Annotated in this window: 15 protein-coding genes; 11 read left to right on the forward strand and 4 right to left on the reverse strand. The window is 73.0% G+C overall.

What is annotated here, in order from left to right; genetic code table 11:
- The first annotated feature begins 95 nt into the window (after positions 1-95).
- Together proP and J2N69_RS10335 are read left to right on the forward strand one after the other, a co-directional pair.
- Positions 96-1,493, forward strand: a complete 1,398-nt coding sequence (gene proP / locus J2N69_RS10330; RefSeq protein ID WP_230900469.1) for a glycine betaine/L-proline transporter ProP — start codon at positions 96-98, stop codon at positions 1,491-1,493.
- Between the two features lie 150 nt (positions 1,494-1,643).
- Positions 1,644-2,321, forward strand: coding sequence for an O-methyltransferase (locus J2N69_RS10335; protein WP_230900470.1), 678 nt, complete (start codon positions 1,644-1,646; stop codon positions 2,319-2,321).
- 27 nt (positions 2,322-2,348) lie between these two features.
- Here the strand turns inward: J2N69_RS10335 and J2N69_RS10340 are convergent, their stop codons facing one another.
- Positions 2,349-2,741, reverse strand: a complete 393-nt coding sequence (locus J2N69_RS10340; protein WP_230900471.1) for an FHA domain-containing protein — start codon at positions 2,739-2,741, stop codon at positions 2,349-2,351.
- A gap of 220 nt (positions 2,742-2,961) precedes the next feature.
- Between J2N69_RS10340 and J2N69_RS10345 the strand changes: the two genes are divergently transcribed.
- The 4 genes from J2N69_RS10345 (at position 2,962) to J2N69_RS10360 (ending at position 5,084) form a co-directional block, all read left to right on the forward strand.
- The gene (locus J2N69_RS10345; protein ID WP_127912493.1) at positions 2,962-3,621 is read left to right on the forward strand and encodes a hypothetical protein; all 660 of its coding nucleotides are present in this window, start codon (positions 2,962-2,964) and stop codon (positions 3,619-3,621) included.
- On the forward strand, positions 3,614-4,102 hold the full coding sequence (locus tag J2N69_RS10350; protein WP_408056699.1) for a hypothetical protein: 489 nt from the start codon (positions 3,614-3,616) through the stop codon (positions 4,100-4,102). The genes J2N69_RS10345 and J2N69_RS10350 overlap by 8 nt, the downstream gene beginning before the upstream one ends.
- A gap of 31 nt (positions 4,103-4,133) precedes the next feature.
- Positions 4,134-4,457, forward strand: coding sequence for an antibiotic biosynthesis monooxygenase family protein (locus J2N69_RS10355; protein WP_230900472.1), 324 nt, complete (start codon positions 4,134-4,136; stop codon positions 4,455-4,457).
- A 75-nt stretch (positions 4,458-4,532) separates the two neighbouring features.
- Positions 4,533-5,084 carry a GNAT family N-acetyltransferase gene (locus J2N69_RS10360; RefSeq protein WP_230900473.1) on the forward strand — a complete coding sequence of 184 codons (552 nt, stop codon included), beginning with the start codon at positions 4,533-4,535 and terminating at the stop codon, positions 5,082-5,084.
- Positions 5,085-5,106: 22 nt separating this feature from the next.
- On the opposite strand, the gene J2N69_RS10365 is transcribed toward J2N69_RS10360, so the two are convergent.
- Positions 5,107-7,173, reverse strand: coding sequence for an MDR family MFS transporter (locus J2N69_RS10365; protein ID WP_269075602.1), 2,067 nt, complete (start codon positions 7,171-7,173; stop codon positions 5,107-5,109).
- Between the two features lie 172 nt (positions 7,174-7,345).
- Between J2N69_RS10365 and J2N69_RS10370 the strand changes: the two genes are divergently transcribed.
- Together J2N69_RS10370 and J2N69_RS10375 are read left to right on the forward strand one after the other, a co-directional pair.
- Complete coding sequence (locus J2N69_RS10370) at positions 7,346-8,287, forward strand: peptidoglycan-binding protein (RefSeq protein ID WP_230900474.1); 942 nt, start codon at positions 7,346-7,348, stop codon at positions 8,285-8,287.
- Positions 8,288-8,328: 41 nt separating this feature from the next.
- Positions 8,329-9,660: an APC family permease gene (locus J2N69_RS10375; protein WP_230900475.1), complete on the forward strand. Its 1,332-nt coding sequence runs from the start codon at positions 8,329-8,331 to the stop codon at positions 9,658-9,660.
- 60 nt (positions 9,661-9,720) lie between these two features.
- Here the strand turns inward: J2N69_RS10375 and J2N69_RS10380 are convergent, their stop codons facing one another.
- Together J2N69_RS10380 and J2N69_RS10385 are read right to left on the reverse strand one after the other, a co-directional pair.
- Complete coding sequence (locus tag J2N69_RS10380; protein ID WP_230904669.1) at positions 9,721-10,395, reverse strand: HAD-IA family hydrolase; 675 nt, start codon at positions 10,393-10,395, stop codon at positions 9,721-9,723.
- Between the two features lie 194 nt (positions 10,396-10,589).
- A complete protein-coding gene (locus J2N69_RS10385) occupies positions 10,590-11,168 on the reverse strand; it encodes a TMEM165/GDT1 family protein (RefSeq protein ID WP_127912892.1) in 579 nt (192 codons plus the stop codon).
- Positions 11,169-11,641: 473 nt separating this feature from the next.
- Between J2N69_RS10385 and J2N69_RS10390 the strand changes: the two genes are divergently transcribed.
- The 3 genes from J2N69_RS10390 to J2N69_RS10400 all read left to right on the forward strand — a co-directional run bounded on the left by J2N69_RS10390 (position 11,642) and on the right by J2N69_RS10400 (position 16,217).
- The gene (locus J2N69_RS10390) at positions 11,642-12,292 is read left to right on the forward strand and encodes an HNH endonuclease family protein (protein WP_230900476.1); all 651 of its coding nucleotides are present in this window, start codon (positions 11,642-11,644) and stop codon (positions 12,290-12,292) included.
- 88 nt (positions 12,293-12,380) lie between these two features.
- The gene (locus J2N69_RS10395; protein ID WP_230900477.1) at positions 12,381-14,063 is read left to right on the forward strand and encodes an alkaline phosphatase D family protein; all 1,683 of its coding nucleotides are present in this window, start codon (positions 12,381-12,383) and stop codon (positions 14,061-14,063) included.
- A 195-nt stretch (positions 14,064-14,258) separates the two neighbouring features.
- Complete coding sequence (locus tag J2N69_RS10400) at positions 14,259-16,217, forward strand: FAD/NAD(P)-binding protein (RefSeq protein ID WP_230900478.1); 1,959 nt, start codon at positions 14,259-14,261, stop codon at positions 16,215-16,217.
- The last annotated feature ends 45 nt before the right edge of the window (positions 16,218-16,262 follow it).

Raw genomic sequence — 16,262 nt, forward strand, 5'->3', positions numbered from 1 at the left:
CACCCCGTTTCCGCCCCGGTTTCCGTTCCGGCTTCCGTTCCGTTTCCGCGGGTGGCCCTGTCCTTGTCGTCGACCGAAAGCGGGCGAGCGAACCCTTGCCGAGCGCCACCTCCCTCGCACCCCGGAAGCCCGAGCCCGCATCGGGGCCCCCAGCGGGGGCCCGGAGCGCGGCAGCACCGGGCGTCACCGTCACGGACCCCGCACTGGTCAAGCGCGCGGTGAAGGCGGCCGCCCTCGGCAACGCGATGGAGTGGTTCGACTTCGGCGTCTACAGCTACATCGCCGTGACGCTGGGCAAGGTCTTCTTCCCCTCGGGCAACCCCACGGCCCAGCTGCTCTCCACCTTCGGCGCCTTCGCCGCGGCCTTCCTGATCCGGCCGCTCGGCGGCATGGTCTTCGGCCCGCTGGGCGACCGCGTGGGCCGGCAGAAGGTCCTCGCCGTCACGATGATCATGATGGCGGCGGGCACGTTCGCGATCGGCCTGATCCCCTCCTACGCGACGATCGGCGTCTGGGCACCGGTCCTGCTCCTCGCGGCCCGCCTGGTGCAGGGCTTCTCGACGGGCGGTGAGTACGCGGGCGCCTCCACGTTCATCGCGGAGTACGCCCCCGACAAGAGGCGCGGCTTCCTCGGCAGCTGGCTGGAGTTCGGCACGCTCGCGGGCTACATCGGCGGCGCGGGCCTGGTCACGCTCATGACGGCGCTGATGTCCTCGGAGGACCTGGTCTCCTGGGGCTGGCGCATCCCGTTCCTGATCGCCGGCCCGATGGGCCTGATCGGCCTCTACCTGCGGATGCGCCTGGAGGAGACCCCGGCGTTCGCCGCCGAACTGGAGAAGGCCCACCAGGACGAGCAGACCCGCGCGAAGGTGCGCCTGCGCGACATGGTCACCGGCCAGTGGAAGGCCCTCCTCCTCTGCATGGGCCTGGTCCTGGTCTTCAACGTCACGGACTACATGCTGCTGTCGTACATGCCGAGCTATCTGACCAGCGAGCTGAAGTACGACGAGACGCACGGGCTGCTGGTCATCCTCGCCGTCATGGCGCTGATGATGTGCGCCCAGCCGTTCGTCGGCGCGCTGACGGACCGCGTCGGCCGCCGCCCGGTCATCGCGACGGGCTGCGCGGGCTTCCTGCTCCTCTCCGTCCCCGCCCTGCTGCTGATCCGCGACGGCTCGCTCTGGGCGATCGGCCTGGGCCTCGGCGCCCTCGGCCTGCTCCTGGTCTGCTTCACGGCGTCGATGCCCTCGACGCTCCCGGCCCTCTTCCCCACCAAGGTCCGCTACGGCTCGCTGTCCATCGGCTTCAACATCTCCGTCTCGGTCTTCGGCGGCACGACGCCGCTGGTGGTGACGGCGCTGATCGGGGCGACGGGCGACAAGATGATGCCCGCGTACTACATGATGGCGGCGGCGATAGTGGGCGGCATCGCGGTCTGGTACATGACGGAATCGGCGGGCAGGCCACTGCCGGGTTCGCCTCCGGCGGAGTAGCGGACGGGGCCCTGCGTGGGCCCCCACCTCAGCCGGGGCGGAGCCCCGTGCGACGGGCCGTCACACAAGGCCCGTCCGCCTTCAGCGCCTAGTATGCGAGCCGCCACCGACAACCACGCCTACAGGCAGCCGAAGGGAACGTACTCCCGCATGAGCCAGCAGCAGTGGAACTCCGTCGACGACTACTTCACCGGCCTCCTCGTTCCGCACGACGACGCCCTCACCGCCGCCCTGCGCGACAGCGAAGCGGCCGGTCTGCCGCGGATCAACGTGGCGCCCAACCAGGGCAAGTTGCTCCACCTCCTCGCCCTGACGCAGGGCGCCCGCCGCATCCTGGAGATCGGCACCCTCGGCGGCTACAGCACGATCTGGCTGGCCCGCGCCCTGCCCGCCGACGGCCGCCTCATCACCCTGGAGTACCAGCCCGAGCACGCCGAGGTGGCCCGCGGCAACCTCGCCCGCGCCGGGCTCGACAAGCTGACCGAGATCCGCGTCGGCCCCGCCCTGGAGTCCCTGGCCGTGCTCGCCGCCGAACACGGCGGGAACCCCGCGCCGTTCGACTTCGTCTTCATCGACGCCGACAAGGTCAACAACCCGCACTACGTGGAGTGGGCGCTCAAGCTCACCCGCCCCGGCAGCCTCATCGTCCTGGACAACGTCGTACGCGGCGGAGCCGTCGCCGACCCGGACGACACGGACCCGGGCGTGCGCGGCACCCGCGCCGCCCTCGACCTCATGGCGCGGCACCCGAAGCTGAGCACGACCGCCGTGCAGACGGTGGGCACCAAGGGCTACGACGGCTTCGCGCTGGCCCGCGTACTGGACTGACCCGCCCCGCCGTTCGCGGGGCGCGGCTCAACCCTCGTGGTAGAAGCCGACGTTCACGCTCCGCGGCCCCGACCTGTCCTGGATGACCACCTCGCCCGAACCGCCCCGGGGCAGCGGCGCCCCACCCCCGTACGCGAGGGGCCGCGCCGCTCCCCCGGACAGCATCCGCACCTCCGAGGCCGGGTCCGGGTTCGAGCCGCGCAGCCAGGTCACGGACCAGGACCCGTCGGGCCCGCAGCGGAACTCCAGGTGCACCCGGGAGACGAACAGCCAGTCCTCGGGCGTCACCAGGCGGCACACGCTCGCGTCACGTCCCACGCGCAGCACCGCGCCCGCTTCGCTCGGTGCCTCGGCCATGAGCATGCCCGCGGTCGCGCCCGCATCCACCCCGGACACCGAAACCATCGTCAGCTCCAGCACGTACGTACGCTCCTTCAACTCGGGGCGGCGCGAGCAGGGTTGGCCCTCGCGCGCTGCGGCATCTTAAGACGCTCCCCGGGCGGGCGCACGGTCCTCCGCACCGCGTCGGACCGCCGAGCCCGTTTGACGGTCCGCTTCCTGGCAACTCGCCCCCGGGACAGGTGCGAGGCCGCACGCCGTCCTTCGCATCGCCAGGCTCACCCCGGGAAGGCACGCATCCATGTCCACAGTCATGATCATCGTTCTGATCGTGGTCGTCGTCGTCCTCGCCGCCGCCGCGTTCGCCATGCTGAGCCGCAGGCGCCAGAACGGAGGCGGCGGCAGCCTCAAGCGCCGCTTCGGCCCCGAGTACGACCACGCGGTCGCCCGGCACGACGGCGACACCAAAGCGGCCGAGCGCGACCTCAACGAGCGGGTGAAGCGGCATGGTTCCCTGCGGCCGCAGCCGCTGGACCCCGCCACGCGCCTGCAGTACTCCGACCGCTGGACCCTCGCCCAGGAGCGCTTCGTCGACTCCCCGCGCGAGGCCGTGGCCGAGGCGGACCGGCTCATCGCCGAGCTGGCCGCGGTCCGCGGCTTCCCCGACGCCGAGCACTACGAGGACCAGCTCGACGCGCTCTCCGTGCACCACTCCACGCACGTCCACGGCTTCCGCAGGGTGCACCGCGCGGCGCTCGACACGACGGGCTCCGAGGAGGGCCGGGCCGGCACCGAGGAGATGCGCGCGGCCATGGTCGAGGCACGGGAGCTCTTCGACGCCCTGATCGCGGACGAACCCGACGGCCACTCCGCCACCCGCTCCGGAAAGCACCTGACCGGCAAGCACACCACCGGCAAGCGTTCGCACGGCATCACCGGAAGGGGAGTCCAGCATGGCTGACATCGCCCGGCACGACACCACTCGGCCCGACACCGCCCGACCCGACACCACTGGGTCCGGCACCGCCCGTCCCGACACCGCCCGGCACGACACCACTGGGTCCGACACCACTCGGTCCGGCACCGCCCTGTTCCCGCCCGGGGAACGCGACAAGCTGAGCCTGCGCCTCCAGAACGCCGTCAGCGGCTTCGTCGACGGCCCGCGCGGCGCGGTGGAGGAGGTCGACCACGTCCTGGAAGAGGCCATCGCCCGCCTCTCGGAGACGCTGGCCGAACGGCGCCGCACCCTGCGTTCCTCCTGGCAGACCACGCCCGCCCAGCCCGCGGCGGGCGGCGGCACCCCGGCCGCGGGCGTCGCGCCGGGCGGCGCCCTGGCCACCGAGGGCGCCCCCGCCCCCGAGGCCTCGGCCACCGACACCGAACAGCTCCGGCTGGCCCTGCGGGACTACCGCGAGACGGCCGAGCGCCTGCTGCGGCTCTGAGCCCCGCGCGGCCGTACGGCAGGATGGCGGCATGAGCATCGTGAAGATCAACGCCCTCACCGTCCCCGAGGAACAGCGCGAGGTCCTGGAGAAGCGCTTCGCGTCCCGCGCGGGCGCGGTGGAGAACTCCGACGGCTTCGAGTGGTTCGAGCTGCTGCGCCCCATCGAAGGCACCGACCAGTACCTCGTCTACACCCGCTGGCGCGACGAGGCCTCCTTCCAGGCGTGGATGGAGGGCCCCATGAAGGCCGCGCACCAGGGTGGCGGCGAGGGCGGCGAACGCCCCAAGCCGGCCGCGTCCGGCTCCACCGTCTGGTCCTTCGAGGTCGTCCAGCAGGCCGCGCCCAAGAGCTGACCGGCACGATCCCTGCGGCGCCCCGCAAGCCAATTCGCTTGCGGGGCGCCGTCCTTGTGCCCGCAGAATGACGTCATGGACGCCATGACCGAAACCCGTGCCCCCGCCGCCACCTGGTCCGTCGCCCCCGAGGCGCACGACTCCCCCGTGGCCGCCGCCCTGTGGCGCGCGTACTACACGGAGGTCAGCGACCGCTGGTACCTCCTCCACGAGGGCCGCCGGACCGACCCCGAGGAGCTGGAGCGCGAGGTGGCCGCGGAGACCGGGGCGGATCTCGCGCCGCCGGCCGGGGTGCTGCTCGTGGCGCGGTACGGCGGGGAGCCCGTCGGCACGGCGGGCGTCCGGCTGCTCGACGCGACGACCGCCGAGCTCAAGCGCGTCTTCCTGCGCGAGGACGCGCGCGGCAAGGGCGGCGCCGCCGTCCTGCTGGCCGCCGCCGAGGACGCGGCGCGCGCGCTCGGCGGAGAGCGGCTCGTCCTGGACACCCGCACCGACCTGGTGGAGGCCCGCGCGCTGTACGCGCGGCACGGATACGAGGAGATCGAGCCCTACACCGACGGCCCGTACGCGGAGCACTGGTACGGCAAGAAGCTGACGCCCTCTCCGTGGCCGACTCCCTCTCCGTGACCCCGCGAGGTGCCCCGGAGCCCTACACCGCCCGGAGCATCCTCGCCCCGTCCCGCGGCCGCTCGGACTCCGAGCCGCACAGCTCACCGCTCAGCTCCTCGACGAGCTGGGCCAGGTCGGTCGGGCGCCGCGGGTCCCACCAGTCACCGAGCAGTTCGGCCAGGGACTCCTCGCGGGCCTTCGCCAGCTTCCTCGCGACCTCCCGGCCGCGGTCGGTCAGCCGCATCTCCAGGCCCTGCCGTTCGGCGAGGCGCCGCTCTTCCACCTGGCGGGCGGCGGCGGTGATGACGGTCAGCGGCACGGTGGTGCGTTCGGCGAGCACGGCCGGCTCCACGGTGCCGTGCCGGGCGATGCGCAGGAGCAGCCAGCTGGCGGCGGGCAGCAGGTCGTAGCCCGCCCGCGCGGTGATCTTCTCGTAGATCTCGCGCCGTCCCTCGCGGGTGCCGAGGACCGACAGGGCCCGCGCCACCTCGTCGTGGGAGGAGCGTTCGACGGGGTTGCTGGCCAGCGTCTGCGTCGTGTCGGGCGCGGTGACCGAGCCGCGCAGCTTGTCCTCGCGCAGGAACCAGGCGAGGAGGAAGGCCAGCAGGGCGACCGGCGCCGCGTACAGGAAGACGTCGGTGATGGACGAGGCGTACGCGTGCAGCGCGCTGGGGCGCAGTTCGGCGGGGAGGCGTGCGATGCCGCGCGGGTCGGCCTCCAGGGTGGTGACGCTCAGCCCCGGTGGCAGCTGCTGCCCGGCGAGGGCGTCGGTCAGCTTGTCGCCGAGCCGGTTGGTGAAGATCGTGCCGAAGATCGCGACGCCGAAGGAGGCGCCGATGGAGCGGAAGAACGTGGCGCCGGACGTGGCGACGCCCAGGTCCTCGTAGCTGACGGCGTTCTGCACGATGAGCACGAGTACCTGCATGACCAGGCCGAGACCGAGGCCGAAGACGAAGAAGTAGGCGCTCATCTCGGCGGTGCCGCTGTGCTCGTCCAGCTGGTGCAGCAGGAGCAGGCCGAGGGTGGTGACGGCCGTGCCCGCGACGGGGAAGACCTTCCAGCGGCCCGTCCGGCTGACGATCTGGCCGGAGGCCGTGGTGGACAGGAGCATGCCCGCCACCATCGGCAGCATGTGCACGCCCGACATGGTCGGCGAGACGCCCTGGACGACCTGGAGGAACGTCGGCAGGTAGGTCATCGCCCCGAACATCGCGAAGCCCACGATGAAGCTGATCACGGCGGAGAGCGTGAAGGTGCGGACGCGGAACAGCTTGAGCGGCAGCACCGGTTCGGCGGCCTTGCGCTCGACGGCGACGAAGGCGGCGGCGAGCACCGCGCCGAGCACCGCGAGGCCGATGATCTGCGGCGAGCTCCAGGCCCAGGTGGTGCCGCCGAGCGAGGCGACGAGGACCAGGCAGGTGGCGACGGACGCGATGAGGAAGGTGCCGAGGTAGTCGATGGTGTGCTTGGTGTCGCGGACCGGGATGTGCAGCGCGGCGGCGATGACGAGGAGCGCGATCACGCCGATCGGCAGGTTGACGTAGAAGACCCAGCGCCAGCTGAGGTGCTCGGTGAAGAGCCCGCCGAGCAGCGGCCCGAGGACGCTGGTCGCGCCGAAGACGGCCCCGAAGAGCCCCTGGTACTTGCCGCGCTCCCGTGGCGAGACGAGGTCGCCGACGATCGCCATGGACAGCACCATGAGCCCGCCGCCGCCCAGGCCCTGGAGTGCCCGGAAGCCGATGAGCTGCGGCATGTTCTGCGCCATGCCGCAGAGCGCCGAGCCGACCAGGAAGATCAAGATCGCGGTGAGGAAGAGCTTCTTGCGTCCGTACTGGTCGCCGAGCTTGCCCCAGAGCGGGGTCGCGGCCGTCGCGGCCAGCATGTACGCGGTGACGACCCACGACAGGTGGTCCATGCCGCCCAGCTCGCTGACGATCGTCGGCAGGGCGGTGGAGACGATGGTCTGGTCGAGGGCCGCGAGCAGCATGCCGAGGAGCAGCGCGCCGATGGAGACGAGGACACCGCCGGGCGGGTGCCCGTTCCCTCCGTGGCCACGCGACGGTTCGGGCCCCTGCTCCGCGGGGCGGGCGCTGACATCCTGCGTCATGGGCACCTCCTGGGCATCCGTGGTGGTGGGGGCGGGTGTGGGCCTGGCGGGGGGGTTCTCCCCCTCCATCGTGGTCCGTGTGACCGGTTATGGCCTGTTGAAGCATGGGTCTGCATAATCGGTCGGCGGGGTTCTCGGGGCGGGCGGGGCACGGGAGCGAAGGGGTGCGGCGGTGACCGGACACGACGGCCGGCAGGGCGGGCGGGCACAGTGGGAGGGGCCGCGGTGCGCCGAGTGCGGGGCGGCCCGCGCGGCCGATGGCTCCCCGCTGTGCGGCTGCGCCCGGCGCGCGGCGGACACGGCGTCGCGGACCCGCTCCGCGGAGTCGGCCGCGGCCGAGGACTTCGACCCTCTGCGGATACGCCCTTACGTGTCGCTGCCGGACCCGGAGGCGACGGCCCCGCTTCCGAGGCCCCTGGCGGCGACGGCCTTCACCGCTTCCCCGGACCCGACCACCGGCCCGCCGGAACACCCGGACCCTGCCCGGAACCCGGACCCCGCCGAGAACCTCACGGCACACCGGGGCTCCGCGCGCCGCAGGCGCCGCCTCCTGCTCGGTGGCGCCTGCGCCGTGGCGGCCGTGACCGCCGGCACGGTCTTCACGACCGGGCTGCTCTCGTCGGCCGCCGACCGGCCGACGCGGGACCGCGCGCTGCCGGGCGCCTCCGCCGCGGAGCCCGCGGGCCCGACGGAACCGGCGCCGTCCTCCGCGAAACCGTCCGCGTCCCCCAGGCCTCGGACGCCCGCCGCCACACCGCGCGGCACGACACCGCCCGTGCCGACCCGCTCGGCCCCGCCGCCGTCACCGTCACGGCCGTCGTCACCGCCGCCGTCGACGGCGCGCGCGACGGGCTCGGTGGACGCGACGCCGCCGCGCGGGCCCACCGGGGCGGCGACCCTCAGCCAGGGCGACCGGGGCCCGGAGGTCGCGGAGCTCCAGGGGCGGCTGGCCCAGCTGTTTCTGTACGTGGGCGAACGCGACGGCTCGTACACCCGCCAGGTCACGGCGGCGGTGCTCCGCTACCAGTGGGCGCGCGGCCTCACCTCGGACGAGCCGGGCGCGTACGGCCGTCAGACGCGCCGGAGCCTTGAGTCGGAGACGAGGGAGCCATAAGTCCCGTGATCGGCGACGCGGCGCCGGGTATACGGCTCCGCGTGAAAGATCTCCGCACCATTCCGCAGCCGTCGAACGCCCCCACTCCCCTCAAGAAGGCCCTGACCACCCCGCTCCTGTACTTCTTCATCCTCGGGGACGTACTCGGCGCGGGCGTGTACGTCCTTGTCGGCCAGGTCGCCGCCGACTCCGGCGGCGCCGTCTGGGTGCCGCTGGTCGTGGCGCTGTGCCTCGCGCTCCTGACGGCCGCCTCGTACGCCGAACTGGTGACCGCGTACCCGCGTGCGGGTGGCGCTTCGCACTACGCGACCTTGGCGTACGGGCCCTTCGCCGGGTTCCTCGCCGGGTTCTGCATGCTCGCGGCCGGGATCGTGTCGGTCGCCGCGCTCGCCCGGGGATTCGCGGGCGACTACCTGACGGAGTTCGTCACGCTTCCGGTGGTGCTTGTCGTCGTCGTCTTCCTGGCCGCGCTGGCGCTGCTGAACGCGCGGGGCATCCGGGAGTCGACGCGGGCCAACGTCGTCGCCACCGTCATCGAGGTGAGCGGGCTGCTGCTGGTGATCGGGCTCGGCGTCTGGATCGTGCTGCGCGGCGACGGCGACCTGGGCAGGCTGACGCAGCTGGGTACGGAGAGCCACGGGCCCGCGGCGGCCGTGCTGAGCGGGGCGGTGCTGGCGTACTACTCGTTCGTCGGGTTCGAGACGTCCGTCAACGTGGCCGAGGAGACGCGTGACCCGCGCCGTTCGTATCCGCGGGCGCTCTTCGGCGCCCTGATCACGGCGGGCGCGGTGTACGCGCTGGTCGGCGCCGCCGCGGCGGCGGCCGTGCCGACCGAGCGGCTGGTCTCGTCCAGCGGGCCGCTGCTCGAAGTGGTGCGGGAGGCGGGCGGTGTGCCGACGGAGCTGTTCGGCGCCGTCGCGCTGGTGGCGGTCGCCAACGGCGCGCTGCTCACCGGCATCATGTCGTCGCGCCTCGCCTACGGCATGGCGCGGGACCGGCTGCTGCCGGGCTTCCTGACGAAGGTGCTGCCGGGCCGGCGTACGCCGTGGGCCGCGATCGCCGCCACGACGGCGCTCTCCCTGCTCCTCGCGCTGACCGGCGACGTGGCCACGCTCGCCTCGACGCTGGTCCTGCTCCTGCTGGTGGTCTTCTTCATGGTCAACACCGCGACCCTGGTACTGCGCCGCCGCGACACGACCGCGCGGGCGGACCACTTCCGGGCACCGACAGTGGTACCCCTCCTCGGGGCGGCGTCCTGCGTGGCACTGGCGACGCAGATCGAGGCCGAGGTGTGGCTGAGGGGCCTGATCGTCCTGGCGGTCGGCGCGGCGTGCGGCGCCGTGGCGGCGGGACGGCTGCGGCGGGGGGCGTGACGGAGCGCGAGGGCCGGGGGGCCTTGCTTCTCACCCCCGGCCTCGGTCTCGGTCTCGGTCTCAGCCGAACGTGAGCCGGATCAGCCCGTCCCCCGCGTCGGTCACGCCCACCCGCGTGAGGTCGTCCACATGCACGGTCGGGCCCAGCGCGGCCGCCCGTGGGCCGACGCCCACCACCCGCATGCCCGCGGCCTGTCCCGCGCGGATTCCGGCCTCCGAGTCCTCGAAGACCACGCAGTCGGCGGGGTCGAACCCGAGCGCCGCCGCACCCTTGAGGAACCCCTCGGGGTCCGGCTTGCTCGCGCCGACGCTCTCGGCGGTCACCCGCACGGCCGGCAGCGCCAGCCCCGCGGCGGCCATCCGCCCGGTGGACAGGGGCACGTCCGCGGAGGTCACGAGCGCGTGCGGCAGGTTCAGCCGGGCCAGCGCGGCCATGAAGGCGGGGGCGCCCGGCACCGGGACGACGCCCTCCATGTCGGCGGTCTCCGCGGCGAGCATCTCGCGGTTCTCCGCGTGGTTCTCCGCCATGGGCCGCCCGGGGAGCAGCACCGCCATGGACGCGTAGCCCTGACGGCCGTGGACGACCTTGATGACCTCGTCGAAGTCGAGTCCGTGCCGGTCGGCCCAGCGCCGCCAGCAGCGCTCGACGACCGCGTCCGAGTTGACGAGGGTGCCGTCCATGTCGAGGAGGACGGCCCGGGCGGTCAGTTCAGGGGCGGCATGCGTGGCCGTCATCGCCGTCATCGACGTACTCCAGAGCCATGGGGGTCCGCGGCCATGGGGTCCCGCGGAGGGAAGATCCAAGGCGGCTCCGCCCGCCGGTCAGGGAGTACGGGCGGAGCCACTTTGTTCCTGCACGGTACAAAACGAGGGCGGCAAAAGCCAACGCCGCAGGTCACAGGAGTCAAGGCCCGCGAAAACGGGCAACGTCACGCAATCGCCTCGTACAGGCTCCAGACGCCGAGGCCGAGCATCAGCAGCGCCGCGATCTTCGTGATGAGCGCCAGCGGCACCCGCTTCATCAGCGCCTTGCCGCCGACGATGCCGATCCCCGCGACCGCCCACAACGCGAGCACGGCGCCGAGGCCCACGGAGAGCGGGTCGTCGTAGCGCGCGGCCATGTTCGCGGTCATGATCTGCGTCAGATCGCCGAACTCGGCGACCAGGATGAGCATGAAACCGGCCCCCGAGACCTTCCAGAAACTCTGGTCCTCGGGCTGCTTGACCTCTTCCTCCTCACCGGCCCCCTTCAGGAGCAGCATCGCGGCGCCGCCGAGGAAGAGGACGCCCGTCAGCGCGTGGACCAGCTGCTGCGGCAGCAGGGTCAGGACGCTGCCCGCCGCGACGGCGAGCACCACGTGGACCGTGAAGGCGGCGGCGACACCGGCGAAGACGTACGAGGCGCGGTAGCGCGTGCCGAGGACGAGTCCGGCCAGGGCCGTCTTGTCCGGCAGCTCGGCGAGGAAGACGACGCCGAAGACGAGCGCCATCACACTGAAGCTGATCAAGGGTTCCTCAATCGGTCGGGGCCGCCCCACCGAGAGTGTTCCACCGCTTCGCGTACGACACCTCGGCACGGCAGCACACAGGAACGCACGCGGACGCGCACGTCGGGCACTGCTTGCCGAAGGTCTCGCTGGCCTGCCCCACAGGGCCTGCCTCCGGGCGCCGGCTCAGACGAGCTGAGCAGTATGTCGACGGTCCGGCGAAGAGCTACTCCCCTTCTGCGCCCCCCATCGTACGGGACGGCGCACGGCTGACGGCCAGGGACTTTGGGCCCGCGCCGGAGCGCCGCAGAGTGACCTGGATCACTCGAACGCAACTCCCGCCCCACTCAATGCACATGACGGCTCGCCAGAACCATTGAACTCTGCACCTGATTGACGCGACCCTGTCATCATCCACACATCCACCGGCAACCCGGCCCCGCAAACATGACCGCCCCACCGGTCAACTTCCCCCCACGAACAAGGGAGTTCGCATGTCCACTGTCTACGCGCGTCGATGCCGCCCGGCCGCTCTCGGCGTCACCGCCCTGCTGGCCTGCGCGGCCGTCCTCACCACCGGCACCCCCGCCCAGGCCGCTCCCCCGGAGCCGGTGAGCGCCGCCACCGCCCGTACCTACCTCGGCGAGCTGACCGTCAAGGCGGAAGGTTCCTCCGACGGCTACAGCCGGGACAAGTTCCCGCACTGGAGCACGCAGTCCGGCACCTGCAACACCCGCGAGGTCGTCCTCAAGCGCGACGGCACCAACGTCCAGCAGGACGCCAGTTGCGCGGCGGTCTCCGGCACCTGGAAGTCCCCCTACGACGGCGGCACCTGGACCGCCGCGTCCGACGTCGACATCGACCACGTCGTGCCGCTCTCCGAGGCCTGGAAGTCCGGCGCGAACAGCTGGACCACCGCGCAGCGCCAGGGCTTCGCCAACGACCTGGCCCAGCCGCAGCTCATCGCGGTCACCGACAACGTCAACCAGGCCAAGGGCGACCAGGACCCCGCCGAGTGGATGCCGCCCACGGCCTCGTACCACTGCTTCTACGCCCGCATGTGGGTCGACGTGAAGCACCACTACAAGCTCACGGTGAACACCGAGGAGAAGAGCGCCCTGACCTCGGTCCTCAACGGCTGCTGAGCCTCCGCGCCCGCCGGACACGCCGGAATCAACCCGCCCGCCTCCGGCGTTCCGTACCGTACGGGGCGACGGAGGAGGGTGATCGCCTGTGGCACGGCTGCGTCTGGGACCACTGCTGAGGTACGTCGATGGCTCCGCGGCGACCGTCTGGGTCGAGACCGACCGGCCCTGCGCCGCCGAGGTGCGGTGCGCGGACGGCGCGTGCGGCTCGGCGCGCACCTTCCGGATCGCCGGGCACCACTACGCCCTGATCCCGGTCACCGGCCTGACACCGGGCACCGAGACGGCGTACGAGGTGCGGCTCGACGACGCGGATGACGGGGACGGCGCGGGTGACGCGGAGGGCACGCGCACGGTCTGGCCGCTGCCCGGCGCCCGCTTCCCCGCCAGCACCATCCGCACGCCCGCCGGGGACGGCGCCGACGCGCTGCGCGTGACGTTCGGCTCCTGCCGCTGGGCCGCGCCGCCCTCCGGTGAGCACGACCCCGTGGGCCCGGACGCCCTGGACACCCTCGCCGCCCGCATCGCCGCGGACCCGGACGGGGAGCGCCCGGACGTCCTGCTGCTCCTCGGCGACCAGGTGTACGCGGACGAGACCTCCAAGGCCACCCGGCGCTGGCTGGCCGCGCGCCGGGACCTCGCCGAGCCGCCGGGGGCCCAGGTCGCGGACTACGAGGAGTACACGCACCTCTACGACGAGTCCTGGCTCGACCCCGAGGTCCGCTGGCTGCTGTCCACCGTGCCGAGCTGCATGGTCTTCGACGACCACGACCTGATCGATGATTGGAACACCAGTGCGGCCTGGCTCGCCGAGATGCGGGCCACGCCCTGGTGGCGCGAGCGCATCCTGAGCGGCCTCATGTCGTACTGGGTCTACCAGCACCTCGGCAATCTGCGCCCCGACGAGCTGGCGAGCGACCGAGTCCACGCCGCCGTGCACGCCACGCCCGACGGCACGGAGGCGCTGCGCGCCTTCGCCGCCGCGGCGGACGCGGACCCCACCTCGGCGCGGTGGAGTTATCGGCGGGACTTCGGGCGCGTACGCCTGTTGATGGTCGACACGCGTGCCGCCCGTGTCCTGGCGGAGGACCGGCGCGCCATGCTCGATCCCGGCGAGGCGCAGTGGCTGCGCGACCAGGTGCTCGACGGCGCGGGCGGCGTCGACCACCTCCTCATCGGCACGTCGCTCCCCTGGCTGCTCCCGCACCTCATCCATGACGCCGAGGGGTGGAACGCCGCGCTGTGCCGCGGCGAGCGGGGCGCCCGCTGGGCCCGCTTCGGCGAGAAGCTGCGCAGGGGCTCCGACCTGGAGCACTGGTCGGCCTTCCCGTCGTCCTTCGAGGCGCTGACCTCCCTGATCGCGGAGGTGGGCTCGGGCGACGACGCCCCGGCGACGATCTGCGTGCTCTCGGGCGACGTCCACCACGCCTACGTCGCCGAGCCGAGCTGGCCGACCGGCTCCGGCCCCGAGGCGCACGTCCTGCAGCTGACCTGCTCCCCCGTGCACAACTCCATCCCGAAGTCGATCAGGCTCGGTTTCCGCTTCGGCTGGAGCCGCGTGGGCCGGGCGCTCGGCCGCCGCTTCGCCCGCCACGCCGGGGTCACCCACGCGGGCATCGACTGGCACCGCACGGGCGGCCCCTGGTTCGGCAACCAGCTGATGACCCTGACCCTGCGCGGCCGCTCCTCCCACCTCCGCCTCGAACAGGCCCGGACGACACCCGGCGGCGGCACACGCCTGGAGACGGCGGAGGAACGCCGGCTGGCGTGAGGGCGGTGGCGGGCGGGACCGTCGGGCCTACGGCGTCCCCGGTCTCGCCCTGCCCCGCCCCAACGTGACACACCCCACACCCGCAGCTGTAACCTCCACCGCCTCTTCGGCATCAGGGGGGTCCGGCGGCATGATGATGCGGACCGTCCGCTTCCAGCGTTCGTACGCGTTCTCTATGCCCCGGGAGTCACGCCTTTGTCCGCATCTCTGCCCGCGCCGCGCCCGCCCGCACCGGATGCGGCCGCCCTCGCCCTGGTCGGCGCGGGACCTCGCGGCACCAGCGTGCTCGAACGGCTCTGCGCGTCGGCGGCCGAACTCCTCGCCCCCGGGACGCACCTGACGGTCCATGTCGTCGACCCCTCGCCGCCGGGCCCCGGGCGCGTCTGGCGGACGGCGCAGCCCGCCGAGCTGCTGATGAACACCGTCGCCTCACAGGTGACCCTCTTCACCGACGAGAGCGTCGACTGTTCGGGCCCGATACGACCGGGCCCCAGCCTGTACGAGTGGGCGGCCGCGGGACGCGTGCCGGGGCTCGGGCCCGACGACTATCCGACCCGCGCCTGCTACGGCCGCTATCTGGAGTGGGTCTTCGCCGAGGTGGTGCGGGCCGCCCCCGGCTCGGTACGCGTCCTGGTCCACGCGGCGCGCGCCGTGCGGCTCGACGAGACCGAGGGCGGCCTCCAGACCCTCGTACTCGACGACGGTCGCGAACTGTCCGGGCTCGCGGCCGTCGTCCTGGCGCAAGGACACCTGCCGACCCGCCCCGCCCCGGACGAGGAGCACCTGGCCCGGCACGCCGCGCGGCACGGCCTGCGCCACTTCCCGCCCGCCAACCCGGCCGACCTGGACCTCTCCGCCGTCACCCCCGGCGAACCGGTGCTGCTGCGCGGCCTCGGCCTCAACTTCTTCGACCACATGGCGCTGCTGAGCACGGGCCGCGGCGGCCGGTACGTGCGGGAGCCGGACGGCGCCCTGCGCTACGAACCGTCGGGCCGCGAGCCGAAGTTGTACGCGGGCTCGCGGCGCGGCGTCCCTTACCAGGCGCGCGGGGACAACGCCAAGGGTCCTTACGGACGACATGAGCCCGCCGTCCTCACCGACGACGTCATAGCCCGCTTCCGCAAACGCGCGGACAGCGGCGACGCCCCGGACTTCCTGGACGAGATATGGCCCCTGGTCGCCAAGGAGGTGGAGACGGTCTACTACGCGGCGCTGCTCACCGCGCGGGGCGACACCCCGGAGAGCGTCGAGGGCTTCCGCGCACGGTTCCTCGCCGCCGCCCACCAGAGCCCCCGCGAGTCCCTGGTGCTCGACGGGGCGGGGCTCGCGGAGGGCGACCGCTGGTCGTGGGACCGGCTCTCGCGCCCGCACCCCGCCCGCCCCTTCGCCTCCCCCGAAGAGCACCGCGCCTGGCTCCTCGCCCACCTGCGCGAGGACGCCGCGCAGGCCGTGCTCGGCAATGTCGCGGGCCCGCTGAAGGCCGCGCTCGACGTCCTGCGCGACCTGCGCAACGAACTGCGCCGCGTCGTCGACCACCGCGGTGTCTCCGGCGCCTCGCGCCGCGCGCACCTCGACCGCTGGTACACCCCGCTCAACGCGTTCCTCTCGATCGGCCCGCCGCGCCGCCGCGTCGAGGAGATGACGGCGCTGATCGAGGCGGGCGTCCTAGACGTGCTCGGTCCGCGCCTGAGCGTGCGGCCGGACGGCGGGGCGTTCCTCGCGCACTCCCCGGACGTACCGGGTTCCGATGTGCGCGTCACCACACTGATCGAGGCCCGGCTCCCCGAGCCGGACCTGCGCCGCACGGCGGACGACCTGCTCGCGGCGCTCCTCGAAGCCGGCCAGTGCCGCCCCCACACCGTCGACGGTCACGAGACGGGAGGACTGGACGTGACCGCGCGCCCGTACCACCTGATAGACCGTCAAGGGCGGCCGCACGCACGGCGGTTCGCGTTCGGCGTGCCCACGGAAGGGGTGCACTGGGTGACGGCCGCCGGCGCCCGGCCCGGCGTCGACTCGGTCACCCTGTCGGACGCCGACGCCATCGCGCGGGCCGCGCTGCGCACCGCCACCGGGCGCGCAGGAACATCACCGGAGGGGGAAGCGGAACCTCCGAGTGACCGAATGTTGAACTTGCAAGCACTAATGAGGTGACCCTAATCTTGGGCCTCCGCTCGGTTCCGTCCCCAACCGAAGGAG

The organism is Streptomyces huasconensis, assembly GCF_021028635.1.
Taxonomy (GTDB): Bacteria; Actinomycetota; Actinomycetes; order Streptomycetales; family Streptomycetaceae; genus Streptomyces; species Streptomyces huasconensis.